This window comes from Glaciimonas immobilis (assembly GCF_011947285.1).
Classification (GTDB): domain Bacteria; phylum Pseudomonadota; class Gammaproteobacteria; order Burkholderiales; family Burkholderiaceae_D; genus Glaciimonas; species Glaciimonas immobilis.
In genome coordinates, this window is record NZ_JAAOZT010000006.1 from 170369 (window position 1) to 196057 (window position 25689).

At 51.7% G+C, this 25689-nt stretch carries 21 protein-coding genes; 7 read left to right on the forward strand and 14 right to left on the reverse strand.

Annotated elements, in window-relative coordinates:
• Nucleotides 1-4 precede the first annotated feature (4 nt).
• From mdoH to HAV38_RS09985, 3 genes are all read left to right on the forward strand, one after another.
• On the forward strand, nucleotides 5-2761 hold the full coding sequence (mdoH, locus tag HAV38_RS09975) for a glucans biosynthesis glucosyltransferase MdoH (protein WP_245182302.1): 2757 nt from the start codon (nucleotides 5-7) through the stop codon (nucleotides 2759-2761).
• A 491-nt stretch (nucleotides 2762-3252) separates the two neighbouring features.
• Nucleotides 3253-4686 carry an efflux RND transporter periplasmic adaptor subunit gene (locus HAV38_RS09980; protein ID WP_168054947.1) on the forward strand — a complete coding sequence of 478 codons (1434 nt, stop codon included), beginning with the start codon at nucleotides 3253-3255 and terminating at the stop codon, nucleotides 4684-4686.
• A gap of 11 nt (nucleotides 4687-4697) precedes the next feature.
• Complete coding sequence (locus HAV38_RS09985) at nucleotides 4698-6167, forward strand: efflux transporter outer membrane subunit (protein ID WP_245182303.1); 1470 nt, start codon at nucleotides 4698-4700, stop codon at nucleotides 6165-6167.
• A 219-nt stretch (nucleotides 6168-6386) separates the two neighbouring features.
• On the opposite strand, the gene HAV38_RS09990 is transcribed toward HAV38_RS09985, so the two are convergent.
• Nucleotides 6387-7361, reverse strand: a complete 975-nt coding sequence (locus HAV38_RS09990) for a thymidylate synthase (RefSeq protein WP_168054953.1) — start codon at nucleotides 7359-7361, stop codon at nucleotides 6387-6389.
• 553 nt (nucleotides 7362-7914) lie between these two features.
• On the opposite strand from HAV38_RS09990, the gene HAV38_RS09995 reads away from it, so the two are divergent.
• Together HAV38_RS09995 and purU are read left to right on the forward strand one after the other, a co-directional pair.
• Nucleotides 7915-8466, forward strand: a complete 552-nt coding sequence (locus tag HAV38_RS09995; RefSeq protein WP_168054955.1) for a bactofilin family protein — start codon at nucleotides 7915-7917, stop codon at nucleotides 8464-8466.
• 473 nt (nucleotides 8467-8939) lie between these two features.
• Entirely contained in the window at nucleotides 8940-9809 is an 870-nt protein-coding gene (gene purU / locus HAV38_RS10000; protein WP_168054957.1) for a formyltetrahydrofolate deformylase, read from the forward strand.
• A 166-nt stretch (nucleotides 9810-9975) separates the two neighbouring features.
• On the opposite strand, the gene HAV38_RS10005 is transcribed toward purU, so the two are convergent.
• The 4 genes from HAV38_RS10005 to HAV38_RS10020 form a co-directional block, all read right to left on the reverse strand.
• On the reverse strand, nucleotides 9976-10344 hold the full coding sequence (locus HAV38_RS10005; RefSeq protein ID WP_168054959.1) for a copper-binding protein: 369 nt from the start codon (nucleotides 10342-10344) through the stop codon (nucleotides 9976-9978).
• Between the two features lie 393 nt (nucleotides 10345-10737).
• On the reverse strand, nucleotides 10738-11190 hold the full coding sequence (locus HAV38_RS10010) for a DUF411 domain-containing protein (RefSeq protein ID WP_168054961.1): 453 nt from the start codon (nucleotides 11188-11190) through the stop codon (nucleotides 10738-10740).
• Nucleotide 11191: 1 nt separating this feature from the next.
• A complete protein-coding gene (gene cueR, locus HAV38_RS10015; protein WP_168055540.1) occupies nucleotides 11192-11632 on the reverse strand; it encodes a Cu(I)-responsive transcriptional regulator in 441 nt (146 codons plus the stop codon).
• Nucleotides 11633-11636: 4 nt separating this feature from the next.
• A complete protein-coding gene (locus tag HAV38_RS10020) occupies nucleotides 11637-14234 on the reverse strand; it encodes a heavy metal translocating P-type ATPase (protein WP_209216702.1) in 2598 nt (865 codons plus the stop codon).
• Nucleotides 14235-14405: 171 nt separating this feature from the next.
• Between HAV38_RS10020 and HAV38_RS10025 the strand changes: the two genes are divergently transcribed.
• Nucleotides 14406-14603, forward strand: a complete 198-nt coding sequence (locus tag HAV38_RS10025; RefSeq protein WP_209216704.1) for a heavy-metal-associated domain-containing protein — start codon at nucleotides 14406-14408, stop codon at nucleotides 14601-14603.
• A 174-nt stretch (nucleotides 14604-14777) separates the two neighbouring features.
• On the opposite strand, the gene HAV38_RS10030 is transcribed toward HAV38_RS10025, so the two are convergent.
• The 3 genes from HAV38_RS10030 to yjgA all read right to left on the reverse strand — a co-directional run bounded on the left by HAV38_RS10030 (nucleotide 14778) and on the right by yjgA (nucleotide 16932).
• Entirely contained in the window at nucleotides 14778-15446 is a 669-nt protein-coding gene (locus HAV38_RS10030) for an alpha/beta hydrolase (RefSeq protein ID WP_168054963.1), read from the reverse strand.
• A 210-nt stretch (nucleotides 15447-15656) separates the two neighbouring features.
• Nucleotides 15657-16352, reverse strand: coding sequence for a molybdopterin adenylyltransferase (mog, locus tag HAV38_RS10035; RefSeq protein WP_168054965.1), 696 nt, complete (start codon nucleotides 16350-16352; stop codon nucleotides 15657-15659).
• Entirely contained in the window at nucleotides 16333-16932 is a 600-nt protein-coding gene (gene yjgA, locus HAV38_RS10040; protein WP_168054967.1) for a ribosome biogenesis factor YjgA, read from the reverse strand. Before yjgA ends, mog begins: the two co-directional genes overlap by 20 nt.
• A gap of 438 nt (nucleotides 16933-17370) precedes the next feature.
• Between yjgA and pmbA the strand changes: the two genes are divergently transcribed.
• Complete coding sequence (gene pmbA / locus HAV38_RS10045; RefSeq protein WP_168054969.1) at nucleotides 17371-18735, forward strand: metalloprotease PmbA; 1365 nt, start codon at nucleotides 17371-17373, stop codon at nucleotides 18733-18735.
• A 174-nt stretch (nucleotides 18736-18909) separates the two neighbouring features.
• Here pmbA and HAV38_RS10050 read toward each other — a convergent pair whose 3' ends face one another.
• From HAV38_RS10050 to argH, 6 genes are all read right to left on the reverse strand, one after another.
• Nucleotides 18910-19623 carry an ABC transporter ATP-binding protein gene (locus tag HAV38_RS10050; protein WP_168054971.1) on the reverse strand — a complete coding sequence of 238 codons (714 nt, stop codon included), beginning with the start codon at nucleotides 19621-19623 and terminating at the stop codon, nucleotides 18910-18912.
• Nucleotides 19620-20381, reverse strand: coding sequence for an ABC transporter ATP-binding protein (locus HAV38_RS10055; RefSeq protein WP_168054973.1), 762 nt, complete (start codon nucleotides 20379-20381; stop codon nucleotides 19620-19622). The genes HAV38_RS10050 and HAV38_RS10055 overlap by 4 nt, the downstream gene beginning before the upstream one ends.
• Nucleotides 20381-21268: a branched-chain amino acid ABC transporter permease gene (locus HAV38_RS10060; RefSeq protein ID WP_168054975.1), complete on the reverse strand. Its 888-nt coding sequence runs from the start codon at nucleotides 21266-21268 to the stop codon at nucleotides 20381-20383. The genes HAV38_RS10055 and HAV38_RS10060 overlap by 1 nt, the downstream gene beginning before the upstream one ends.
• 3 nt (nucleotides 21269-21271) lie before the next feature.
• Nucleotides 21272-22153, reverse strand: a complete 882-nt coding sequence (locus HAV38_RS10065; RefSeq protein WP_168054977.1) for a branched-chain amino acid ABC transporter permease — start codon at nucleotides 22151-22153, stop codon at nucleotides 21272-21274.
• A 250-nt stretch (nucleotides 22154-22403) separates the two neighbouring features.
• Nucleotides 22404-23561, reverse strand: coding sequence for an ABC transporter substrate-binding protein (locus HAV38_RS10070; protein ID WP_168054979.1), 1158 nt, complete (start codon nucleotides 23559-23561; stop codon nucleotides 22404-22406).
• 317 nt (nucleotides 23562-23878) lie between these two features.
• On the reverse strand, nucleotides 23879-25273 hold the full coding sequence (gene argH / locus HAV38_RS10075) for an argininosuccinate lyase (RefSeq protein ID WP_168054980.1): 1395 nt from the start codon (nucleotides 25271-25273) through the stop codon (nucleotides 23879-23881).
• Nucleotides 25274-25689: the final 416 nt, after the last annotated feature.

Below are 25689 nucleotides of genomic sequence, written 5' to 3' on the forward strand. Positions count from 1 at the left end.
GCCGGTGATAGATGAACACTCACCTGGTGAAGCCTATCTCCAGCGCCTTCCCTTGTCGTCGCGGCAGCGCGTGTTGCTGTCGGAACGGCTGCATTGCGCCGCTTCTGAAACGGGCGCGGAACCGTTGGCAGCGCTGCATCTGGCGCTGGCTGGCGCCGAGGATCCTGCTTTTGCAGATAATCCGGCGTATGCCTCCGTTGCCAACCGTCTGCAGTTGGCATACGGTATGCCAGCGCGCAAGGACGAACTTAATACAATCGATGGCAATCCAGACAGTAACTCTGATAATGCTGCCATTGGCAATCATTGCAATGACGTGTCGGACGTGTCGGACGTTACGGATGTATCGGATGCGGCCGCTGCTGTAACTGACACATTGCGCGCAGATCGCCTGGCACCAGACCCTGCCAATATGGCACATATTATTCCTGAAGTCGTAACGGACGCGCTTGGTCGGGCACGGATTACGATTGCACCGCCAATTAACCGCACGCCGATAGTTGCGCGCCCATGGGGTACATTAAATCCGATAGTGCGCTGGATTGAGAACGCCAATCGTGCCTTCGATCGTCGCCCGAGCTTAAAATCCAGAAGGCGCGCTACTGCGCATGAAGCGGCGCAACAGACCAGTGTGGAGCAACATGTAGTCGCGGACCCGCAGCAAGAGTCACGCGATATTTTGCGTCACAACGGTAGCCTGCGTCGTCTGGTATTGGTATTCATGATGCTGGCGCAAACGGTAGTTGCCACTTATTTCATGAGCGCGGTGTTACCGTATCACGGTGCCAAACCAATGGAAATGCTGACTTTGGCGTTGTTTGCCATTTTGTTCTGTTGGGTTTCCGCCGGATTTTGGACTGCGATGGCCGGATTTTTGGTATTGATGCGGGGCACTGACCGGTATGTAATCTCGCGTGAGGATGCGGTGCCGGGTCCGATTTCCGCCAATACCAGAACGGCCATTGTGATGCCTATCTGTAATGAGGATGTTACTCGGGTATTTGCCGGTTTACGTGCAACGTTCGAATCGGTGAAGCAAGGCGGCGAACTAGAGCGTTTTGATTTTTATGTATTGAGCGATAGCGGTGATCCTGATATCTGTACTGCTGAACTGGACGCGTGGGTCACGCTGTCTCGTACGTTAGGTGCCTTTGGGCGAATTTTTTATCGCCACCGTCGTCGCCGGGTCAAGCGCAAAAGCGGCAATATCGATGATTTTTGTCGACGTTGGGGCGCAAATTACGACTACATGATCGTGCTGGATGCGGATAGTGTCATGAGTGGCACGTGTCTGACCACGCTGGTGCGTTTGATGGAGGCTAATCCAAGTGCGGGTATTATTCAGACTGCGCCGCGCGCTGCGGGCCGCGATACTTTATATGCGCGCATACAGCAGTTTTCAACCCGGGTCTACGGACCACTATTTACCGCTGGCTTGCATTATTGGCAGTTGGGCGAGTCCCACTATTGGGGCCATAATGCCATTATCCGTCTGGCACCTTTTATGCAGTACTGCGCGCTGGCACCGTTGCCCGGGGAAGGCACGCTAGCGGGTGAAATTCTGTCGCATGACTTTGTCGAGGCAGCGTTGATGCGACGTGCCGGGTGGGGCGTCTGGATAGCCTATGACCTCGCAGGCAGCTTTGAGGAAATGCCGCCTAACTTGCTGGATGAACTAAAACGCGACCGCCGCTGGTGCCAGGGCAACCTGATGAATTTCCGCTTATTTTTGGCGCGTGGCATGCATGGTGTTCACAGGGCAGTGTTTGTTACCGGTGTAATGGCGTACATATCGGCACCCTTGTGGTTTGGATTTTTAGTATTGTCCACCGTGTTGCTGGCGATGCACACCTTGATTGTGCCAGAATATTTTGTAACGCCCGGACAGTTATTTCCAGTATGGCCGGAATGGCATCCCGAAAAAGCGTTAACGTTATTTAGTGCGACAGCAACGTTATTATTTCTGCCAAAAGTGCTAAGTGTTATCTTAATCTGGACCAAAGGCGCGCGCGAATTTGGCGGTGCTTTGCGGCTAGCGATCAGCATGGTGATCGAATTGTTGTTCTCAATGCTGCTGGCCCCCGTAAGAATGTTATTTCATACATGGTTTGTTGTAGGTGCATTCCTTGGCTGGGCCATCAGCTGGAAATCGCCGCCGCGGGAGGATACCGAAACCCGTTGGAGTGAAGCGGTTGCGCGCCACGGCTGGCACACAGCGCTTGGTGTAGTGTGGGGCACCGGCGTGTTCTTGCTGGAACCGTCCTTTTTGTGGTGGTTGTTGCCGATTGTTGGATCCTTGGTGGTGTCGATTCCACTATCTGTTTACTCTAGCAGAGTCTCGTTGGGTCGCAGCTTTCGACATGCGCAGCTATTTGTGATTCCAGAAGAAGTTGATTTGCCGCCCGAACTCGCCGCCACTACTGCTTATAACGAGGCAGGGAAACGGCTGGCCGGTTTTAACGAAGCGGTGATTGATCCGACAATGAATGCATTGGTCTGTGCCGCCGTCACCGCCCGACCTCATGGTCCCGCATCCAGTTTAGTTGCCCACGCAGAGTTGCTCCAATCCGCCTTAAGCGCAGGCCCCAACAGCTTATCGTCAAGCGAAAAAAGTGCTTTATTAGACAATCCCTTGATTTTGTCACGGTTGCATTTTTTGGTGTGGAGCTCTCCGAACGCGCATCGCCATTGGCGCGAAATGACGCAGACAATGCCGTACCTCGCCCGTATCCAGCCCGGTAACCCGCACTTTATGTCGTGATACTGAAACTATTTTGTGCCGCCTTTTACTGGAGAGCCGCTCCCTGAAGATCGCCCGCACCATGCCGGTTTGCAACACGCCGGCTAAAATGAATCCAACTAAAAATTTCCGATAGATCACGATACTTGTTTGCAGCGCAATGCAAAGTTATCCACGCCGCAGCTTTGCACGGTCCTTGAAAGAGGACTGGTACTAACGCCGTATGATGGTGATTACAGTACAACCAGCCGCGAGGACCGTACGAAAACCCCGATTTATTATCTTAAAATCATTCTCTTATTGTGGAGAGATAGGCAATTCCGAATAAAATACGCTAGGCGTTAAGTGCGCCGCGATTTGTATTTTTCGTTTTTTATAAAAATTATTTTTCCCCAATTTAATTGGGCTTGTTCTAACGGTTTCCTTACCCTTTACCTGCCCGTGGAGGACATTAAGTCATCATGGGCCATTCGCTCTCCACGCCGCTATTTTTTGCTAATTTTTAACCGCCAATGATTGTTAATCTGACTAATGTTTCACCTCCGTCGTCCCGTAATGGGCGCCGACTATTTCGTCGAAGCAGCCTCGTCGCAGCGGTGGCGCTAGCGGTTGTATTAAGCGCGGGCGTTGTTTTAGCGCAAGTCTTGCACCAACCGAAGTTGGCGCCGACTATAGCGCCTCAAGCGCCGATGGGACCTCCTGCGCCGATTAAATTTGATACAGTCACCATCCAGCGCGGCGACATCCAACAGATCGTCGAAGCCGCAGGAAAACTGCAATTATATAAATATGCCGATGCAAATGCGCAGGTGATTGGTCAGATCAAAGACGTACTCGTCAGCGTGGGAGATACGGTACAAATGGGTAAGTTGTTGGTTGAAATTACACCAACTTTACAGCCTGCAAAGGCAGAAACCAATCGGGCGCAAATGGCGCGGCTGCAGGCCGAGCTAGCAGATCAGCGTGCGCAGATGGACTTTGCCGAGTTGCAATTCAAGCGCCAGACGCAATTAAAGGCGCAAAATGCCACCCGAGAAGAGTCCTTCGAGTCCAGTCGCATGAGCATGTCATCGGCCAGTGCTCGGGTAGACGCCATCAATGCGCAAATTCGTCAAGTGGAGGCCACGCTCAAACTGGATGAGGATAGCCGGCAGCACACGCAAGTAGTGGCACCAATATCTGGTACCGTGGTCGCATTGAATGCACGTCCGGGCCAAATGGTCGGTGCTCCGGCCCCGGCAGTAGCGTTGATGCGTATTGCCGACCTGACTAAAATGACCGTCCAGGCGCGGGTCGCGGAAGTAGATGTCACGCGTTTGCGACGTGGAATGATCGCCAACTTCACGACACCCGGCTATCCCGGCAAGCAGTGGTCGGGCAAGTTGCGTCAGGTGATCCCGGTTCCGGCGGATGGGACGGGCGAACAAGGCAAGCAAACTTTTTATAATGTTTTGTTTGAAGTCGACAATCCGGAACAGGAACTGATGAGCGGGATGAGCACGCAAGTTCAGTTCATCGTGTCACAGGCGAAAGCCGCTGTATTATTGCCGATAAAGCTATTAGGCGAGACGGACGATGACGGATTTTATAATGCTAATGTGCTGGACGCCGATCAGCAACTGAGCCGCCGTAAGCTCAAAATCGGCATACGCAATCAGCATCAGGTGCAGGTAATTTCCGGTCTGGCGGTGGGCGATCAATTATTGGTGGGTCCAATACCGGCTGTGTTGCTCAAGCCCAAACAACCGAGCCCCCCAGCGTCACCTGCGGCCAGCACGCTTTTGCCAGCTGCTCCAACGGTGCCAGCCAATCCAACCGGTACAACGAGTACACCTAAGCAAGGGGCGGCGGCAGCGTCATTTTCAACGCTGGTCGCGCCCTCCAAGGGTACTGTGCCGGGCGCTGCGCCCTCTGGCGGAGCAAGCGCGGCGTCGATCGTGCATTAACGGAACGGACTATGCGTTTTTCAATTTTGGATATGCAACTTTTCTTACCCGCCCGGGTGGCGTCGATCGCGCTCGGCCTGTTATGTGCTGGGCTGGCCGGATGCGCGCACAATATTCCGATCTCAGAGCCGCCACCGGCGGTAGAAATGCCTGCTGGCTGGGCGCTGAGCGGAAAAGCAGCAGATCAGGAGTGGCCGGATAACGATTGGTGGAATCGCTTCGGTAGCCCCGAACTGACCGAGTTGGTGAAAGAGGGCCAGGCCAGCAATCTTGAAATTGCGGCGGCGCTCGCGCGCGTGCGACAGGCCGAAGCACAGGCGCGTATTGCAGGTGCGCCATTATTACCATCCGCCGAGTTTTCTGCAGGCGGCAACCGGGATTTGCCTCTGGGTAATAACGGTAGCGCGAACACCTCAACCAGCGGCTTGTTACAGATAAGCTACGAAATCGACTTTTGGGGAAAAAATAAGGCAAGCCTTGCGGCAGCGGAGGCCTCATTAAAAGCAAACCGTTATGATCGTCAGACCGTTGCACTGACGGTGACGAGCGGCATTGTGTCAACTTACTTACAGGTATTGTCATTACATGATCGGCTGAATATTTCGCGTGAGAACGTGGCAAATGCAGTCAGAGTACTGGTACTGGTCGAGGCGCAAAGCAATGCGGGTGCCGCCTCGCCGCTGGATCTTGCGCGGCAGCGTTCCGCAGTCGCGGGGCAGCGGGCCGCGATTCCAGACCTGATGCAACAGGAGCGCGAGGCGCAGTCTGCACTGGCGATTTTGCTTGGACGCTCATCGCAAACCTTCAAAGTCGCAGACCACGGCCTCAACACCATCAGTCTGCCTGACGTAACGCCTGGGCTGCCATCGGAATTACTCTCTCGGCGCCCAGACATCCGCCGTTCCGAGGCGCAGCTTGCGGCTGCCAATGCGAACGTCGCCGTAGCCCGGGCGGCGCTGTTTCCCAGTATCCGGCTGACCGGTTCTACAGGTGCACAAAGTAGCGCTTTACTATCATTATTTAACGGCCCGAATTTACTCGCGAATGTCGGTGCGTCGCTGGTGGCACCAATTTTTGATGCGGGCTTACTTAAAAATCAACGCGATTTAGCGATCGCCCAAAAGCAGGAGCTGGTGCAGGTTTACCGCTCTACTGTTATTGCCGCCTTGTCTGAAGTGGATACCGTGCTGGGTCAGATCAGAAGTCTGGACGAGCAACGGACCTTAAAAACGACAGAAATGGAACAGGCCCGTTTTGCGTTCAATTTGTCAGAAATCCGCTATAAAGTCGGCGCTGAAGATTTGATGACGGTGCTCGACACCCAGCGCGCGTTATCAGACGTGCAAAATGAGCTTGGCAAGTTAAAGTTGAAGCGTTTGCAAGCTACGGTTTCTTTGTACAAGGCTTTGGGCGGCGGCTGGCAGGAGGATACCAGTCATGGGGCGGTCGCTGCCAGCCCACCGGTTCTCAGTGGGCCTTGATCCCGGGCGGTTTCCGGTTTTTTGCTGTTGATAGCGCGCTTGTGTAATTTTTAATGATTTTGCTGACGAAGCGCAAATAGACGATGATTAAATAGCGGCGCAGCATCGAATGCTGGAAGCTCATCGTGCGATGAGTAGGCACGAAGGCCCCATTTTGAGCGCGCAACTGTACCTCACTCGCAGGCGGCCGTTCGACTTGCCAGTTGTCAGCTGCAGTCTTCACACCGCCATGGGCGCGGTGAGTGGCGCATGATGCTGGTAATCCTCCAGAGAAAAATCACCCGGTTCAATTTTCTCCAGCCATTCCGGTTCGTACTTCCCGGTTTGTGAGAATGCGGGAATGCGGTCCGATATCACCAGCCGCGGAGCAGGGTAAGGAGTCCGCTGAAGTTGTTCCTCCAGCATGGGGAGATGATTTTCGTAAATATGTGCGTCGCCAATAAAATACGTAAACCAGCGCGGCGTATAACCGGTCAATCTTGCGACCAGATGTAACAACGCCGCACCTTCAGCCAGATTGAAAGGCGTACCTAAACCGATGTCGTTGCTGCGTATATACAGGCATAACGAGATTTCTTTGGTCGACGCATTTGGCAAAAATTGGTACAGTAAATGACACGCAGGAAGAGCAATTGCATCCAGATCTGCACAATTCCAGCCGTGAAATAAAATACGACGACTGCCCGGATTTTGTATTATGGTGTCAAGACATTCACGTAATTGATCGATTGCTTTATACAGCAGCACCTTTTCTTTACCCGCATCTTCAAAGGTGGATATCAGACGAAATCCTCGTGCTTGTGCATCCGCGATTTGCGCAGCGTGACTGGTCTCTATGGCTTTATAGGCAGGCCACGCCCGCCACTGGACGCCGTAGACCGGCCCCAGATCATCCTCGCCGAGTCGATACGGATTGGCCAGCCACGCAGCATTTTCGTTGGCATTTTGATCCCATACTTTACATCCCAAAGCCCGAAAATCAGCAGCGCTCCGAGACGCCCTCAAAAATCCTGTCAACTCGCCAACAACAGATTTGAACGCAAGCTTCTTAGTGGTCACGCCCGGAAACCCTTCTTTTTGCAGATCAAAGCGCATCATTGCGCCTGGCATGCTTAAGGTTCTGATACCAGTGCGATTTTCTTGCCAGCTTCCGTTGTCCAAAACCATCCGTACGAGGTCGAGATACTGCTTCATTTAATTTATTCTCCGGCTTACCATGCGGCGAAAAATGCCGCGCAGGGTTTATTTTATGCGATCGCCAAGTATAGCGAAAGACCGGTGCTGTCGCTGCCAATATCGGTTTTGATTGCGCACCAAGGCCAAGTTTTAAGGTATTTGACAGTGCGCTCATTTATAATTGAGCTTATCCAATAATCCTTTTTCGATAACCCTCAACCAATCCAGCTTGGTTGAGGGTTACCCGCAGTCCAGAAATCTGCCCGCCGAAATCCCGCGTCTATACTGGCATGACGGTCATTGTTACAAAACAATGCAGGAAAACATGAACTTTTTAAGATTTATCTGCATCCAACCCGGAGTCTTTTGATCCAGCAATATTTTTGTTTATAAAATTGGCTCTAGCAATGTGACAACCCTAGTGAAACCAAACCTGTGACACGAGGCATGCAATACATACTGTAATGTTTGTTGGGCAGCGGGTGATTGGGAAGATCTGGTTTAATTATTTTTAATCCGTGCGTCATGGCATACGTAAAGCGTATAGTACGTACTACCTTCAGGAGATATTATGCTTCGTTCAGAAACGCTTTTTGGTAAGCGCGAAACACCAACACCCACTTCCCCGCTTTCCGCGACTAACAATCTGTCGTCGAACTCCTCATCAAGCTTTCCAAAGCCGGGTAGTCAACTTTCTTCTCAAGGTAGTTCTTCGCTTGCTTCGCACCCAGCTAGTGCGTCAAGCGTGAGCGAAGGCGGCAGCAAGCTGATTGTGGGTCCGAATATTAAGCTTAAAGGCGTTGAAATTACCGATTGCGACACATTGGTTGTCGAAGGTCGGGTTGAAGCGACAATGAATTCCCGGGTAATTCATATCGCTGAAAAAGGTGCCTTTAAGGGATCTGCTGAAATCGAAATAGCTGAAATCCATGGCGAATTCGACGGCGATCTGACCGTGCGCGAAAAACTGGTTATTTACGCGACAGGTAAAGTTTCTGGCAAAATTCGTTACGGTAAAGTCGTCATCGAAGAAGGCGGTCAGTTAATCGGCGAAGTGCAGGTCGGAACGGGTCCTGCCAAGCTCGCAACTCCACCGGTAGCGATTGCCGCTAGCAGCATTTAATATCATTTTGGTAGCGCCTGGCGGTATGCGACGTTGATAATTGTTTATGCATGTTGCATGAGTGATCGCGGCCACACAAATGTAGAGGTTTGCGAGATTGGTGCTACCTCAATGTGAGGCCTTGGCGTCGGAAGACGTCGATAACGTTTTTGAAAATCACTTGATCTTGATGATAATGTAAATCATGTGAAAAGCGCCCTTGCGTAGCGGGACATCCATCGGTAGTTTTCCAACAATTGTTATCAGCTCTTCTTTTCGTTGCATTCTTGTTTCGTTGCATTCATTGGATGCACCGTGCAGTCATAGATTTTGTGGCAATATCGCTCCCCGTTTTAGGCATCAAGTGACACCCGGGCAATCGTTAAAGTTTGCTCGGGTTTTGTTTGTCTGGCGCAAGCGTGCGACAATGGCATTTTTCGCCTCGGCTCCAGGTAATCGTAGTGCGATGGCTAACATACCAACAAAAATAAACCATGAGCTATCCAGAATACATTCTCACCTTATCCTGCATTGATCAACGCGGCATCGTTCATCGGGTATCCGGATTCCTCGCAGAATATGGCTGCAATATCATCGATTCTGCGCAATTTGGCGATGCGCAATCGAACTTATTCTTTATGCGCGTGCATTTTTCGTCAGAAAATCCAACGCTTGCAGATGAGGTATTGCGCGTTGCTTTTGCTGCCTTGGCGACCAGCATGCAAATGACATGGCAACTCAATGACGCGGCCAAGAAGCCGCGCATGTTGCTAATGGTGTCCAAGATAGGTCATTGTCTCAACGATTTGCTGTTCCGCTACAAAAGCGGATTGCTAGAAGTAGAAATTCCCGCCATTGTTTCGAATCACACCGATTTTTATCAGTTGGCAGCCAGTTACAATATTCCTTTCCATCACTTGCCGTTAGCAAATGGTGCATCTAGCGAGGCTAAACTGTCGCAAGAAAAGCGCATTCTGGAGCTGGTGGAAACAAATAACGTCGATCTGGTAGTGCTGGCGCGATACATGCAGATTTTGTCGCCTGCGTTGTGCATCGCCTTGAAAGGGCGTGCGATTAATATTCATCATTCTTTTCTACCCAGTTTTAAAGGTGCAAGGCCGTATTATCAGGCGCACGACAGAGGAGTCAAACTCATCGGCGCCACGGCGCATTTTGTCACCGGGGATTTAGATGAAGGGCCTATTATCGAGCAGGATGTGGCGCGCGTCGATCATGCGATGGCGCCTGACACGTTGACGGCGATTGGGCGAGACGTCGAGTCGGTCGTGTTAGCACGTGCGGTAAAGTGGTTTGTTGAACATCGTATTTTGCTCAATGGTAACAAAACCGTCGTATTCAGATAACGCTGGCCGCTAAAGTCGTTCTGTTCGGATACTATTCTTCTTGCTTTGCGCCGTTTTGGTTATAAATCACGCGTTGCTGCATTAGCGCGGACTCGCGAGGAGCCCAACTGTAAAGACTGAATGTAAATTCATTAAAACGGAAGCAGAATCTGCTTCCGTTATAGTTTTAGGAATTCATCTCTAAACTCACGATGGTTAGTGCGCCGTTACGTTTGCCAATCGAAAAGTTTACCGCATCGCCCGCATTAAACTCCTTGAGCATTTCCTGATCGCTGACGTTGAATGACATCGTCATTGCCGGCATTCCAAAATTCGGAATTTGGTCATGCTTTATCGTAATAGTGTTGACCAGAGGATTAACGGTGATAATTTGCCCGTACACCAGCGGTAATGCATAATTGTCGTTCGGCTGACTCAGTTCTACGTTCCTGGCCGATCCACCTAACGTGTTGGCCGCCATACTCGTCAATGGCACTCCCACCAACAACGTGAACGTGATCACTATAAAGTTGCTCAATATATACAGATGACTCATCGGTAATTATCCTTTTCTGTAAGAAGGTGCTGGCGGTTTCGGGCGATATGATGTGCAGCAGAATTTCTTCGGCTGGGAAAAAATATTGCATTCGATATTGAAGTACTAAAACATCGAAATTGATCTATCGAGCATGCCGTTTAGCTACGATCGTCATTATTGCCTTTCGCGACACTTTGACCATCGTCGGCGATTGCGTATCAACATCATAGTGGTTTTACAGGTGGTTACGACTTGCGGAAAATCGCAGGTGGTTAGCAGCGCCGGGCAGGTCCGGTTATGGTTATCACCTTAGTGTTTCATGTGATGATGCGTGAATTGTCGTATTTATAACAGGCGATGGCGTGGTGACCTTTTGTACCCTGAACAGGCCAGCGTTAGGCCGGGCCGCGATTAATCGCCTTTGTAATGATGATACACAGAAGACGATCCATCGCCGTTTACCAGTAATACGTCATAAGCCATTTTGTGCGGTCCCTCCATGCCCGGCGAACCCATTACCATGCCCGGAACCGCGAGTCCTATCGCTTTAGGCTGCTCTTTCAGCAAGCGCTGAATATCTTGGGCAGGAACATGGCCCTCGATGGTATAGCCGCCGATGGTCGCGGTATGGCATGAACCCAGCGCCTCTGGCATGTGCCACTTTTTTCGATACACAGACGTGTCGGTGACATTATTCGCATTGACCGAGAATCCATTACTTTCCAGGTTTTTAATCCATTCGGTACAACATCCACAATTGGGATCTTTGTAAACGTCGATGACGGGCTTTGCTGCAAAAACAGCGGCATTAAAAGTTAGCAACAGTATGAGTACGGCTAGCGATTTAAAGCGACGGCGAAGCATATTAATTTCCTTGATTAAGATTTTTCTGATGTATCAGGCCATGTTCTTGCATAATGCCCTGTGCCAGTCCGTCCAGAATCGGGCACGCAGGACGGGAGTCGCCATGACAGTTATTCGCTAAACGCTCCAGTGTGGATTTCATTGCTTGCAGTTCACTGATCTTTGTATCAAGTTCGCGTAAGTGTTCCCGCGCCAATTGTTTGACTTTACTGCTGGGCCGGGACTGGTCGAGCCACAACCCGATAAGCGCAGTGATTTGTTTCATGGAAAATCCCAACACGCGGCCTTGGCGAATAAAGCGCAGCAAATGTACATCGCGTTCGCTGTAGGTACGATACCCGGCGTCCGTACGGATCGCTGCGGGTATCAGACCGGTTTCTTCGTAATGGCGAATCATTTTGGCAGAGACACCCGATGCTTCGGCAGCGCCTCCGATAGTCATGCGATCAGTTTGCATGGCGACCTTCGTGGGGTGAAATTAAAGCGTTCTGTTGCGCGTTTTGGGTATTTTTCTGCATCGTTTGCTGAGGTTGCCAGCGTCGCAGCAACAACGCGTTGCTCACCACGCTGACGCTACTGAGCGCCATGGCAGCGCCTGCCAGCACAGGATTTAAGATTCCCAGCGCAGCCAGCGGAATACCGACTGCATTGAAGACAAATGCCCAGAACAGGTTTTGGCGTATTTTGTTGTACGTGCGGCGTGAGATGGCAATGGCGTCTGCCACCAGCGCCGGGTCGCCTCGCATTAATGTGATAGCTGCCGCGTGCATCGCTACGTCAGTGCCGGTCGCCATCGCAATGCCGACATTGGCGGCGGCTAACGCTGGAGCGTCGTTGATCCCGTCGCCGACCATTGCCACGATCGCGCCGCCAGTTTGAAGATCAACGACTTTATTGCTTTTGTCCGCAGGTAAAATATTTGCGTGGATCTCGGTGATCCCCAGTTGTTTGCCGATTGCATTGGCGCTGCCCCAGTTATCTCCGCTTAACATGACCACGCGGATAGATAGCTGATGCAATCGTTCAATTGCCAGCCGCGCCGAAGGTTTAACGCTGTCGCCAAATGCCAGCAGGCCGCGAATAACTGGCTTGTCAGAGTGAGTGGCAGTCTTGCTCGCCAGCCATGAAATCGTGTGTCCACTGGCTTCCAATACCTCTGCGTTTGTCGCCAGAGCGCTCATGTCAGCGCCAAGTTCTCGCATCCAGCGTGAACTTCCCAGATAACAACGCTGCTGATCGACCAGCGCCTGTATTCCCCGACCTGCAACGGTTTGCACCTCTGTGGCTAAAGGATACGAAAGATTTTTTGCTGCTGCGGCAAATGTGACGGAGCGCGCCAAAGGATGCTCGCTGTGGTGCTGGACCGCGGCCGCTAGCGCCAGCAACTCCTGATCGGCGAGTACGGTTGCGGTGGTTGCATCAGTATCTGAATCTGTATCGGAGTGGGTGCCTGCCTGCATGCCTTTAACCGACTGACAAGTGATCAGCGTCGGCTGGCCAATGGTCAGCGTTCCGGTTTTATCGAAAGCAACAACGTTGATGCGATGGGCTATTTCCAGTGTTTCCGCGTCCTTGATTAAAATGCCATAGCGCGCCGCCGCGCCCGTGCCAACGATGATGGCAGTGGGGGTTGCCAGACCAAGTGCGCAAGGGCAGGCGATGACCAGAACGGCAACGGCATTCAAGATTGCCTGCTCCCAGTTGCCAGTGCTCAAACCCCAACCCAATAGCGTCATTAACGCGATCAGTAGCACTACCGGAACGAACACAGCGCTGACCCGATCAACCAGTCGCTGAATCGGCGCTTTGGCCGCTTGGGCGTGTTCTACCATGCGAATGATGCGTGACAATGCGGTTTCGGCGCCAATCGCTGTAGTATTGATCAGCAGGACGCCTTCGCCGTTGATGGCGCCGGCGCTCACCTGATCATTGGGTTGTTTGGGTAAGGGCAGACTTTCACCGGTAAGCAGTGACTCATCCACATGACTGCTGCCATCCAGCACCTTGCCATCGACCGCAAACCGTTCACCGGCCCGCACTACTACCACATCATGCAGCCGCACGGCACCGATCGCGATTTGTTGATCTACGCCGTCACGACGGACAGTCGCGTGTTCCGGACGCAACGCATTTAAGGCGTGGATGGCGTCGGCCGTCTGGCGTTTCGCACTCTTCTCGAGCCATTTGCCGAGTAACACCAGCGTCATCACGGCGGCCGACGCCTCAAAATACAAATGTTCTTGCGCGCCCATGCCGGGTGCCATTAATTGATAAAGAGATAGGCCGAACGCAGCACTGGTGCCCAGCGCGACCAGCAAATCCATGTTGCCAGTTTTAGCCTTCAGCGCACGCCATGCGGCGCGATAGAATCGTGCGCCCAGCCAGAACTGGACGGGAGTCGCCAGCGCCAGTTGCCACCAGCCTGACAGCTGCCAGTGATGCCCAGACAACATCAATAGCATAGGGAGTATCAACGGTGCGGTAAGGACTGCCGCCACTGCGACCGGCCACCAGGATGGCAGTTCCAGGCGCTTCATTACCGCTGGTCGTTGCGTGCTGGATACTGGTGACGTGCCAGAATCGTTATTGGCATCGCTCTTCAAGTGTGCGTCATATCCGGCAGTTTCAACCGCGGCCAGCAGACGTTCCAGAGGTATTCCACCGACCGTCTCGATGGTGGCAAGTTCGGTCGCCAGATTGACGGCGACCGACCGAACCCCCGGTACTTTGAGGAGCGCCTTTTCTACCCGGCCTACGCAAGAGGCGCAACTCATGCCGTTGACGGCAAGCGTTACCTCTTGCTGTGTGACGTCGTAGCCAGCATTTTCTATGGCCGCGACCAGTTGGCTGACAGTTGTCTCGGCACTGGATGACACGGTCGCCAACTCCGTCGCCAGATTGACACTGACCTGGGTGACGCCGATGACCTTGCTCAATGCTTTTTCTACATGACCAACGCATGAGGCACAACTCATACCCTCAATGGGTAGCTGAAATTCGTTCAGCGTTAGGGTGTTGGCGGCGGTGTTTGCTTGATTGCGCATAATTAGGTGTGATCAGAGATAGCACGCTGGTTGTGCCGATAATGAGATGATGCACCTTCCTATGGTGGTAAGGTCAAGCTAAAGTACATTCATTCTTGTTATAAGGGATTGACCTTCCCACGGGGGGATAGTTTATAGTTGATTCCGACATAGACAACGGGGAGAGTGACGATGATTGAATTTAACGTGCCCGAGATGCATTGCGGTGCTTGCGTAAACCGGATAACCAAGGCGATTATCGCTTCGGACCCTGGCGCCACGGTAGAAACAAAGATTCCAGAACGCAAGGTCATGATAGAGAGCCGATTGAACGTGGACCGGCTTATCGCCGTTATGCAAGAGGCGGGTTATTCCGCCGCCCGGATTTAACCGGTTAGGCGCGGTTACTGCACATACAAGAGGATTTGGGCGCTTACGAGGTACTGGCTCTGAGGGCCGTTAATGCGCGGACCGCTCAGAGATATTTGACGATAATAACTTATTAGCGTAGCAGAGAAGCGCACACCCCCTGTATATAAATTTGACGCAATTTATGCCGGGAAATTACGCTAATACTTTACGTAACCAGCTACCGATATCGGCGACTTCCTCCGCGCACACCGAGTGTTGCATGCGATACGCATGCCACTCTATTTGATAGCCTAGTTGTTTCAGAATATCGCGGGATTGTTCGGCGCGATCCAAAGTGACCACGGGGTCAGCGCTGCCGTGTGCCATAAAAATAGGCGTGTCCTGATTGGTGCTTGCACGCTCGGTTCCTACCTTGTCACGTAATGGCAAGTAACCGGACAGGCACATTAATCCCGCCAATTTTTCTGGATAGCGCAAACCGGTTTGCAACGCCATCGCGCAACCTTGAGAAAACCCGGCAACGACAATTTTATCCGCCGCAATACCGCGAGAAATCTCTTGGGCAATTAACGCCTCGATTTGCGCTTGCGACTTGCGCAATCCTGCTTCGTCCTCACGACGTACCAAATCAGCGGTGAAAATGTCATACCACGCAGGCATTACATGACCGTTATTGATCGTCACCGGAATAGTCGGTGCATCGGGAAAAATGAAACGAATTCCGGGGCAGCCATGCAAATCCAGTTCTTTGACAATGGGTACAAAGTCAGAGCCATCGGCCCCGAGACCATGCATCCAGATAACGCTAGCGGTCGGATTGGCGGAAGTCGTAATTTCTTGAGTCGGGAGGAGAGTGGTCATGGCGCCGGAATAGGTTCTTATGATGAAGGATCGATGGGGTCAAATAACGAGGTGCAGAACTAACTGATGGTATCGTTGAGACAGATGATACCAATACGAAGCTATTAATATAAAAACATTAAAGACATTCAAATGACATTTGAATGTCTTAATTTGGCTGGTCTACTAGTCCACTGGTCTACAGAAGGGCCAGCGACGCGTACATTAGTTTTACGTGGTCGGGCGTAGTGCCGATTTCGGCCGAAACACTTTGCAAACCGAAGCGTGGGTCTCAATGTAGGGGCCGCCGATAAGGTCTATGCAATACGGGATCGCGGCAAAAATGCCTGGGACTTTTTGCTCTCCGTTGGAGGACTTAAGGCCTTCCAGCGTTTCTTTGATGGATTTAGGCTGGCCGGGAAGGTTGAGAATCAGCGCCGCATGATCTTGTACTTCTCGGATGACGGCCACCTGTCGCGACAGAATCGCGGTTGGAACAAAATGCAAACTTATCTGACGCATTTGCTCGCCAAAGCCGGGCATTTCTTTGGTCGCCACCGCCAGCGTTGCGTCCGGTGTAACATCGCGCCGTGCCGGACCTGTGCCGCCGGTAGTCAATACCAGATCGCAATGCAGGTGATCGACCAACTCAATCAAGGTTTGCTCGATGAGCGCCTGATCATCAGCTATCAGGCGGGTTTCGGTCTCCCATTTACTGGTTAGCGCAGCGCTAAACCAGTTTTGCAGGGCCGGAATTCCCTGATCCTGATACACGCCGGTACTGGCGCGGTCGGAAATCGAGACCAATCCGATCTTTAGTCGGCGGGAACCAGCATCCGTATTAAAGATGACCGATCCAGTGACCGCCGAAGCAGAAGCGGTATTAGAGGCAACAGTAGAAGTAGATTTAATAGCCGTCGTTCTCATCGTCATCGTCACCTATTACTTGATCGCCATCGTCTGCATTTGGCTTTTGCAACTGTTTCAGGAGCTGGAATATCTCGCGATAAGCCTTAGGCGGTTTATTTTCAGCCTGTTCCTTGCGCGCATTACGAATCAGCGTGCGCGTATGCTGCACGTCCAGATCCGGATGTTGCGCCAACAAAGTTGTTAATGCCCCATCGTCTTTAAGCAAGCGGTCGCGATGACGCTCGAGGGCGTGCATGGCCGCAGTATCCGATTTGGACAAACCTCTCCAGCTATCCAGTGTTTTTTGGATATCGGCGATTTCGTGCTCTTCCAGCGTGCGCATCTTCTTGCCCACATACTGGGTTTGACGGCGACGGCCTTCATGATCCTTGATTTGCTGACAAATGAGGATGGCTTCACGCACATCTTCCGGCATTGGCACACGCTTGACGCGGTCGCGCGATTCAGCGATCAACTCCTCGCCCAGCTTCTGTAGCGCTGTCATTTCACGCTTAAGTTGGGACTTGGATGGACGGTCGTATTCTTGTTCGAACTCGGTGGACTGAAAACCACAAGAGCCGCGATTTGGATTTGGCATGATTGTTGGGTAAAACCATTCTCTTTAAACGATTGCTATGATAACCGCTTTAGGGCATGACCTGTCGCTATTCGCGGCTTTTGGTAGGTTTGACATACCATAAACAGACGCTAAGCCCTTGAATTGTTGGAATATTAGTCCAATTAGTGATCATTTGCCGAATCAGTGACGGGCTTTGGGCGCGGCATGCTGGCTATCACCCGGGCCTTGCCGACCCTAACTGGATAAATGCGTGGATAAATGCGGCACCCTGCGCCGTCAAACAGTCTGGATAATTGGTATGTTGCAATCTGATAATAATGGCAAAAATAGCCCTTTGCAGCGCGTGGATTAGTTATCCGAGAGAGTGAGTTAAACTATATGTTGATCGCGGCGAAAGTTTTTGTATGTAGGAAATTAACTTCCGCCCCTACTTCCCACCTTAAAGAAAACCAGCACATGAGCGCATCCGTATTTCTCCATACTCAAGATCAGCTTCAACAGCTTGCGCAGGACGTTTTGCGCTATGCCCGCGAGAAAGGCGCGTCCAACGCCGCCGTTGACATCAGTGAAGGTAGCGGCCTGTCGGTCGGCGTGCGCAAGGGCGGGATTGAAACTATCGAGCAAAATAAAGATAAAGGCATGGGCGTCACCGTGTATCTGGGCGAAGAGCGCCATACCCGACGTGGCAATGCCAGCACCTCTGATTTTTCGGTGCAATCGCTCAAAGACACCGTCGATGCCGCGTATAACATCGCGCGATTTACTGCAGAAGACGATTGCGCCGGTTTGCCCGATGCAGATATGCTGGAAATGGCACCGCGAGATCTCAAATTATGTACGCCCTGGAATATTTCCACAGAAGAAGCGGTCGCGTTGGCGAAGCGCTGCGAGGCAGCAGCTTTTGCCGTCGACAAGCGCATCACCAATAGCGAAGGCGCAGGCGTCTACGCGCAACAATCCCAATTTGTCAGCGCCAACTCACGCGGCTTCATGGGCGGTTATCCGTTCTCGCGCCACACGTTGTCAGTCTCTCCGATCGCAGGCAAGGCCGGAAAAATGCAGCGTGATAGTTGGTATTCCTCTGTCCGCGATCCTAAAAAACTTGCTGAACCGGAAGCAATTGGCCGCTATGCCGCAGAGCGCGCGCTTGCACGATTAAATGGACGGCAACTCGATACCCGAAAATGTCCGGTGTTATTTGAAGCGCCACTGGCGTCAGGGTTGTTGAGCGCTTTTGTGCAAGCGGTATCGGGCGGTGCGCTGTATCGCAAGTCAACTTTTTTGCTGGATACACTGGGTAAATCGGTGTTCGCATCGCATATTCAAATTGTCGAAGATCCGCATATTATCGGCGCAGTCAGTTCTGCACCGTTTGATGACGAAGGTGTCAAAACCCAGCGCCGTGACGTGGTCAAGGACGGCGTTGTGCAGGGCTATTTTCTATCGACCTATTCGGCGCGTAAGCTCGGTATGACGACGACCGGTAATGCAGGCGGGTCGCATAATCTGGCGCTGACTTCGACGTTGACCAAACCCAGCGACAACTTTAAAGCGATGTTGAAAAAGTTGCATACCGGCTTGCTGGTGACCGAATTGATGGGTTCCGGCGTGAATTATGTCACCGGCGATTACTCGCGCGGAGCATCCGGTTATTGGGTGGAAAATGGCGTCATTCAGTATCCGGTGGAAGAGATTACGATTGCCGGAAACATGAAGGATATGCTGGCGCAGATTGTTGCGATTGGCGCTGATACCTTGACACGCGGAAGTAGCCTGACCGGATCAATATTGGTTGAAAATATGGTCGTGGCGGGGAACTAAGTAGATTTTTTTGCGTGCCAAGTCGGTAGGTTTCGAGTCGGCCTTCGTTGTAAATATGGCCTGATCCGCGGATCACGCGGAGCAGGCCACATTCAATTTCAACTATATTCAATTTCAACTGCAATCACTGCAACCGATGACCTTTTTTGGTCCTGCATCGGCACTCTTCATCAATCAACCACCCAAATAAGCTTCCAATACTTTCGGATTGTGCAGCAAGTTTGTACCGGTATCGGCCAGCACAATTTTCCCGGTTTCGAGCACGTACCCACGTTGCGCAATCCTTAGCGCCTGACGTACATTTTGTTCTACCAAAAGGATGGTCAGGCCGGTGCGATTGATCTCCTGAACGATCCGAAATATCTCCTGAATCATCAGCGGCGCGAGTCCCATCGATGGCTCGTCCAATAGCAGCACACGCGGCTTTGCCATCAACGCGCGGCCTATGGCGAGCATTTGCTGTTCGCCACCCGAGAGATTACCTGCCAGGCCTTCCTTGCGCTGTTGCAGTACCGGGAACAACGAATATATCCACGCAAGATCTTTAGCAACCTCGGCCTTGTCACTGCGCGTGTAAGCTCCCAGAACCAGATTTTCTGCAATGGTCAGCGTGGTTAGAATAGCGCGGCCTTCGGCTACCTGCACCACACCACTTTGCACGATCTTGTGTGGGGACAGCCGGGTAAGATCAGCATCGCCCAATAGCACCTTGCCGCGCGTCGGTTTCAGCAGGCCCGAAATCGCCAATAAAGTCGTGCTTTTCCCTGCGCCATTGGCACCCACCAGCGCGGTGATTTCGCCTTCGTTAAGGGTCAGGTTGATGCCTTTTACCGCTTCTATATGGCCGTAAGACACCGCTAGATCCTGCACGCTTAAGATGGGCTTCATTCTGCTTCTTCCTTGCCCAGATAAGCCTCGATGACTTCCTGGTTATTTTTGATCTGACCGGGCGTGCCTTCGGCAATAATGCGGCCAAAGTTGAGAACCGCAATCCGATCACATAAACCCATCACAAAACGCATGTCATGTTCGATCATGAAAATGCTGTAACCACGTTCCTTGATGTTCAGAATCTCTCGCATCAGTTCGGTTTTTTCGGATGGATTCATGCCAGCGACGGGTTCATCCAGCAGCAACAATTTGGGTTTGGTGGCCAGTGCGCGGGCGAACTCCAGTTTGCGTTGCTCGCCATAGGACAAGCTGTCTGCGAGTAAATGGGCTTTATGATCCAAGCGCACCCATGACAATAATTCCAGTGCGCGTTCGCGTGCGGCTGACTCAATCTTGCGATAGCCGGGCAGATTTAACAGTAAACTGGCCAGACCGTAATTCATATGATCGTGCATGCCGACGACGACGTTTTCCAGCAATGTCATTTCTTTGAATACGCGAATATTCTGGAAAGTGCGGGCGATGCCGCGTTCGGTAATTTTATGCGGTGCGACCTTGCCGATATCCTGATCATTAAATGCAATGTTGCCGCTGGTAGCGCGTAGCAAGCCTGTGACCAAATTAAATACGGTGGTTTTGCCAGCGCCGTTGGGTCCGATCAGGCCGAATATGCCGCCTTGTGGGACGGTCAGATTCACCCCTTGCAATACTTGCAGGCCGCCAAAGCTTTTGCTGATATTGTTTAGTTGCAGCATCAGCGCACCTTTCCTGTTGAATCGGGATGTTTATTTTTAGAGAAGAAACCGCGCATCCGGCGCGGGTCCCAAATGCCCTTTGGCAGATACAGAATGACCAATACGAGGATGATGCCATTGGCAGCCAAACGGAAGTCTTTAAAATGGCGCAGTACTTCAGGCAACAACGTCAGCAAGGTCGCACCGATAGTCGGGCCGATCAGATTACTGGTGCCGCCAAAAACTGCCATCGTCAAAATCTCGACGGCGTTTTCAAACGCGTAATTTCCCGGCCCGATAGTGAATGTGTAATGGGCGTTCAACGCGCCTGCTACGCCAGCGATGGTTGCGCCAATGACGAACGCCAGCAGTTTGTAGCCCGCTACATTGACACCCATCAGGCGCGCCGCGATCTCGTCTTCTTTAATGGCTTCAAACGCACGGCCGATTTTTGATCGTCTGATCCGCGCCAGCAGGTACAAAGTAATGCCGAGCAGCACAACGATATGCCACCATTCGGTGATAGCAGGAATCCCATTGAGGCCCATCGGACCGCCGGTAATGTTCATATTCAGTACGACCACGCGCACGACTTCGCCAAAACCCAGCGTTGCCATGGCCAGATAGACGCCGGACAAACGCAGGGTAGGGATGCCGATTATCAGCGCCACCAGTGCTGGTAAAGCACCGCCAACTGCCAGCGCCACAGGAAAAGGTAAACCCGTGTTCATGCTAATGAGGGCTGCGCTATAGGCGCCGATACCCATAAAAGCGGCGTTTGCCAGCGACAACAATCCGCACGACAACGTGACATAAATCGACAGAGCCAGCATGGCGTTGACGCCGATACTGAAAACGACGGTGTTATAAGTTGCCCAAAATCCGTCCCACCATTCCATGAATCCCATCGGTTACGCCTTTCTTTCCAGCACTTTGCCAAACATGCCTGACGGCCTGACTAGCAAGATCAAAAACAGTAAACCGAACCCGACGGCATCGCGGAAATCACTTGATAGATAGGCTACCGTCAACACTTCGGCAAAGCCCAGAAACAGACCAGCGATCATCGCGCCGCGAATGTCGCCCATGCCGCCCAAAATGATGACAGCGATACCTTTGTGCAGCATCGGTTGTCCCATGAACGGGGTAATCGCGTTGAAAGATAAACCGACCAGCACACCCGCTGCGCCACCTAATGCTGCGGCTGCAAACGAGGTCAGATAGAACAAGCCTTCGACATTGATACCGAGCAGATAAGCAGCTTTTGGCGATTCGGCAATCGCGCGTAATGCACGACCCAACTGCGTGCGGCGCATGACGCCCAATAACACCAGCATCAGTACAAAAGAAACTACGACGATCCCAATCTGCACAGCGGTCACATGCACGCTACCAAAAGTAAAACTGTCTTCCGGGATGATCCCTACCGGGAAGCGTTTATTTTCCGCGCCAAATAAACCTTGCGCCAGATTGGTCAAAATAATAGCGACACCAATCGTCGCAATCATAGGGGCCAGGTGAGGGGCGTTGCGTTTGCGCAGTGGTCGCAGAACGACGTAGTCCACGATCAGACCGATCAGGCCCGAGGCCAGCATCGCCAGCAGCATCGCCAGCCAGAGCGGCAGCGCGAGCTGTTCGACCAGCATCAACGCAACATAGCTACCCAGCATAAAAATCGCGCCGTGCGATAAGTTGATCACGCCCAGAACGCCAAATACTAGCGTAAAACCTAACGCAAATAGTGCGTACACACTACCCAGCGATAAAGCGTTAATAAGTTGTTGTTCAAGCATAAGGAGTTTCTTTATTCAAACCGCACCAAAAAAGGAAAGCAAAATCAAATTCAAGGTGAACGCTATTGAGGGCGAACACTAAAGCGAAAGGCACAACGACGGTTTATCGGTGTGCCTGTATCGGTAATTACTCTTGCTTATTCTTGTTATGTGTTACTGCTTCGTTTGTCTATCCACCGAAGCCGCGCTGATGTGGTTGGGGCTAATATTTCGCCCGTTAACATTCTGCGCGTCTGCGGAAGGAACCGATTTATTTCATCAGAACGAATTTGCCACCTTCGGCAATATTGACAATCGCTTCTTGCTGCGCGTCATAACCGACTTCTTTGCCACCGGCTGCGGGTGCCTTGCGGAAAGCAAAATTGCCAGTCGCTCCGGCAATCTTGACCCCCGGAAGAGCGTTGCGTAACGCGATACGGTCTGCTGGCAGCGCATTGGTTAGTTTGACATTTTTCAATGCCGCCGCGACGATGTACATCGCGTCATAGGCTTGTGCCGCAAACTGGTCCGGCTCGGTATTGAATTTTGCTTTGTACGCCGCCATGAATGCCTTGTTGGCAGGCGTCATGTTTTCCGCCGACCATGGGCTGCCCATGATAGTGCCGTCGCCAGCACCTTTGGCAATCTCGAACAGCTTGGGCGAATTCAAACCATTGCCGCCGATGAACGGTTGCTTCATGCCGAGTGTACGGGTCTGCAGAATGATGTTTGCCGCTTCTTCGGTCAGGCAAGAGCAGACAATTGCATCTGGATTGGAGGCTTTGATTTTGGTGAGTTGCGCTTTAAAGTCAACGTCGCCTTTGGCATAAGATTCAGTCGTCGTTACCGGAATTTTTTGTTCGGCAAGCGTGGCTTTAAAGACGTCGTAACCGCTCTTGGTGAACGCATCGTCATTACCATAAATGACGGCGACTTTTTTGATGCCGAAATGTTTGACCGCAGCGCGTGTTGTCACTGGCAACACGTCGGCTTCCATGACTGAGTTACGGAAGGTAAAAGGGCCCATGGCAGTGATGCCATCCGCGGTATTGCTGGTACCGAAAGCAACCACCTTGGCGGCATTGGCGATGGGGTCAGCGGCAAACGCCGAGTTGGACAGGGTAGGGCCGAATACTAATAATGCTTTGTCTTGAAAGATCAACTTTTTGAAAGCGTTGATGGCGTCTTCTTTTTTGCCTTGCTCGTCTTCGATGACCAATAATAGTTTGTTGCCGTTCACGCCGCCTTTGGCATTGATCTCTTCAGCCGCCAGCGTAAAACCGTTCTTGATGGCGACGCCGTATTTAGCTGCCGGCCCGGTCAGGGCCGCAGCCAGACCGAGTTTCACTTCGGCGGCAAGAGCTGAATGTGCCAGAGTCGCGCCCAATACCAGCGCCGTCATGGTCTTTAAAAATGTATTTAGTTTCATATTTATACTCTCCAGATTGCAGGGAATGTTGAACATTAAGGAACGTGCAAAAAATTATGTTCAATATTAATTTGCGCGTTCTTATTTAGCCGCGCTGGAGTACACGCGGCCACGAGTGGGCAAATCAATCAATGAGCAATGAAAACGGACGAATGCAGACATTATTTTTTGGCATCACTTGCGTTTTGTTTTAGTTCGCGTCTGATGTTGCGTCTCAGATATTATCTTTTTTTGCGTGTACTGCTGTAGCGCATTTTCTGTTGATACCCACACAGGCGTATCAACATTGCAAATTATAAAGGAGTTTGATCGTGCTTTTAGCCCAATTGCTCGCGCAAGTAGGCGATTGCCAGACGAACCTGGCGGGGTGCGGTTCCACCGATATGATCCCGGGCAGCGACAGAGCCTTCCAGGGTCAAGACTTCAAATACATCGGCCTCAACCAATGGAGAAAATGCCTTCAGCTGCTCTAATGTCATGTCGCTTAAATCGATACTTTGATCCACGCAATGGCGCACAGCCAATGCCACCGCTTCATGCGCATCGCGGAACGGCAAGCCACGTTTGACCAGATAGTCGGCGAGGTCAGTTGCTGTGGCATAACCTTGCAATGCCGCAGCGCGCATCGCCTCCGGTTTGACGGTAATACCGCCCGCCATGTCAGCAAAAATCCGCAGGGTGTCGGTCAGCGTGTCGACGGTATCGAATAAAGGCTCTTTATCTTCCTGGTTATCCTTGTTGTAAGCCAGTGGCTGGCCCTTCATCAAAGTCAGCAGCGCGATCAAATGACCGTTTACGCGACCGGTTTTGCCGCGCGCCAGTTCTGGTACGTCCGGGTTTTTCTTTTGCGGCATGATCGATGAGCCAGTACAGAAGCGGTCGGCGATATCAATAAAGCCGACGCGGGGACTCATCCATATGACCAGCTCCTCGGACATACGCGAGATATGCGTCATTACCAACGCGGCAGCGGCGCAGAACTCAATAGCAAAGTCACGATCCGAGACTGCATCCAGCGAATTGCGACAGACATCGTCGAAGCCCAACGTAGCCGCAACGTGATGGCGATCAATCGGGAACGTGGTGCCAGCCAATGCCGCTGCGCCAAGTGGCAAGCGGTTAACGCGTTTGCGGCAGTCCTGCATGCGCTCGGTATCGCGCCCAAACATCTCGACATATGCCAGCACGTGATGACCGAAAGTGATCGGTTGCGCCACTTGCATATGGGTAAAGCCGGGCAGAATCGTATCGGTATGTTGTTCCGCTAAAGTAAGCAAAGCAAGGCGAAGTTCGCGCAACAGACCGCAAATGTCATCAATTGCGCCGCGCAAATATAAGCGAATATCCGTGGCGACTTGATCGTTACGGGAGCGCCCTGTGTGTAAGCGCTTACCCGCATCGCCGACCAGCTCGGTCAGACGCTTTTCGATATTCAGATGGACGTCTTCAAGATCGAGCAGCCATAAAAACTTGCCAGCAGCGATTTCTTCTTTGATTTGGGCCATGCCCTTTTGAATCGCGGCATAGTCTTCTGCCGTAATAATATTTTGATGCGCCAACATGTCCGCATGTGCCAATGAACCTTGAATGTCTACTTCTGCCAGACGCTTATCGAAAAATACTGAAGCAGTGTAACGTTTAACCAGGTCGGACACCGGTTCGGAAAAGCGTGCGGACCAGGCTTCGGCCTTTTTTGAGAATTGTTCTGTCATGGTATCGAGTCAATCGTGTGAGGTATAAGGTAAATATTAAGGCTTACTATTAAGACTTACGCAAAAATTGCCCAATGGCACTGTGCTTTTCTAGCAAGTAAATAGATGACAGAAGAAAAACTAATGCGTTTTTCGTTGAGTTTAATGCGAGATTATAAAACAAGCCTGCATTTTTCCGTAGATTGACCTGTTATGAACTGTGCGCTTTACCATCGTTTCCGCAGATTGTGGTGAAATTGATGGCTATAAATTGTAAATTTGATCATATATTTTGTGTAATTTGTGGGAATAACACCGTAAGAACGCTGGATCGTTATTTCTTTTACGCTACCTTCCACGATTTTTATGACACCATTGTGCATGCGTAAACATGATCCAGGTATCGCAATTGAGCCAGTAGCGTCGGCAGCATCAGT

Excerpts from the sequence above, each read along its gene's own strand:
- HAV38_RS10050 (WP_168054971.1), bottom strand. The coding sequence starts at position 19,623 with ATGAAGCCCATCTTAAGCGTGCAGGATCTAGCGGTGTCTTACGGCCAT.
- HAV38_RS10005 (WP_168054959.1), bottom strand. The coding sequence starts at position 10,344 with ATGAGTCATCTGTATATATTGAGCAACTTTATAGTGATCACGTTCACG.
- HAV38_RS10010 (WP_168054961.1), bottom strand. The coding sequence starts at position 11,190 with ATGCTTCGCCGTCGCTTTAAATCGCTAGCCGTACTCATACTGTTGCTA.
- cueR (WP_168055540.1), bottom strand. The coding sequence starts at position 11,632 with ATGACTATCGGAGGCGCTGCCGAAGCATCGGGTGTCTCTGCCAAAATG.
- HAV38_RS10030 (WP_168054963.1), bottom strand. The coding sequence starts at position 15,446 with ATGACCACTCTCCTCCCGACTCAAGAAATTACGACTTCCGCCAATCCG.
- argH (WP_168054980.1), bottom strand. The coding sequence starts at position 25,273 with ATGACAGAACAATTCTCAAAAAAGGCCGAAGCCTGGTCCGCACGCTTT.
- purU (WP_168054957.1), top strand. The coding sequence starts at position 8,940 with ATGAGCTATCCAGAATACATTCTCACCTTATCCTGCATTGATCAACGC.
- HAV38_RS09980 (WP_168054947.1), top strand. The coding sequence starts at position 3,253 with ATGATTGTTAATCTGACTAATGTTTCACCTCCGTCGTCCCGTAATGGG.
- HAV38_RS10070 (WP_168054979.1), bottom strand. The coding sequence starts at position 23,561 with ATGAAACTAAATACATTTTTAAAGACCATGACGGCGCTGGTATTGGGC.
- HAV38_RS10020 (WP_209216702.1), bottom strand. The coding sequence starts at position 14,234 with ATGCGCAATCAAGCAAACACCGCCGCCAACACCCTAACGCTGAACGAA.
- yjgA (WP_168054967.1), bottom strand. The coding sequence starts at position 16,932 with ATGCCAAATCCAAATCGCGGCTCTTGTGGTTTTCAGTCCACCGAGTTC.
- HAV38_RS10025 (WP_209216704.1), top strand. The coding sequence starts at position 14,406 with ATGATTGAATTTAACGTGCCCGAGATGCATTGCGGTGCTTGCGTAAAC.
- pmbA (WP_168054969.1), top strand. The coding sequence starts at position 17,371 with ATGAGCGCATCCGTATTTCTCCATACTCAAGATCAGCTTCAACAGCTT.
- HAV38_RS09990 (WP_168054953.1), bottom strand. The coding sequence starts at position 7,361 with ATGAAGCAGTATCTCGACCTCGTACGGATGGTTTTGGACAACGGAAGC.
- mog (WP_168054965.1), bottom strand. The coding sequence starts at position 16,352 with ATGAGAACGACGGCTATTAAATCTACTTCTACTGTTGCCTCTAATACC.
- HAV38_RS10065 (WP_168054977.1), bottom strand. The coding sequence starts at position 22,153 with ATGCTTGAACAACAACTTATTAACGCTTTATCGCTGGGTAGTGTGTAC.
- HAV38_RS09995 (WP_168054955.1), top strand. The coding sequence starts at position 7,915 with ATGCTTCGTTCAGAAACGCTTTTTGGTAAGCGCGAAACACCAACACCC.
- HAV38_RS09985 (WP_245182303.1), top strand. The coding sequence starts at position 4,698 with ATGCGTTTTTCAATTTTGGATATGCAACTTTTCTTACCCGCCCGGGTG.
- HAV38_RS10060 (WP_168054975.1), bottom strand. The coding sequence starts at position 21,268 with ATGGGATTCATGGAATGGTGGGACGGATTTTGGGCAACTTATAACACC.
- HAV38_RS10055 (WP_168054973.1), bottom strand. The coding sequence starts at position 20,381 with ATGCTGCAACTAAACAATATCAGCAAAAGCTTTGGCGGCCTGCAAGTA.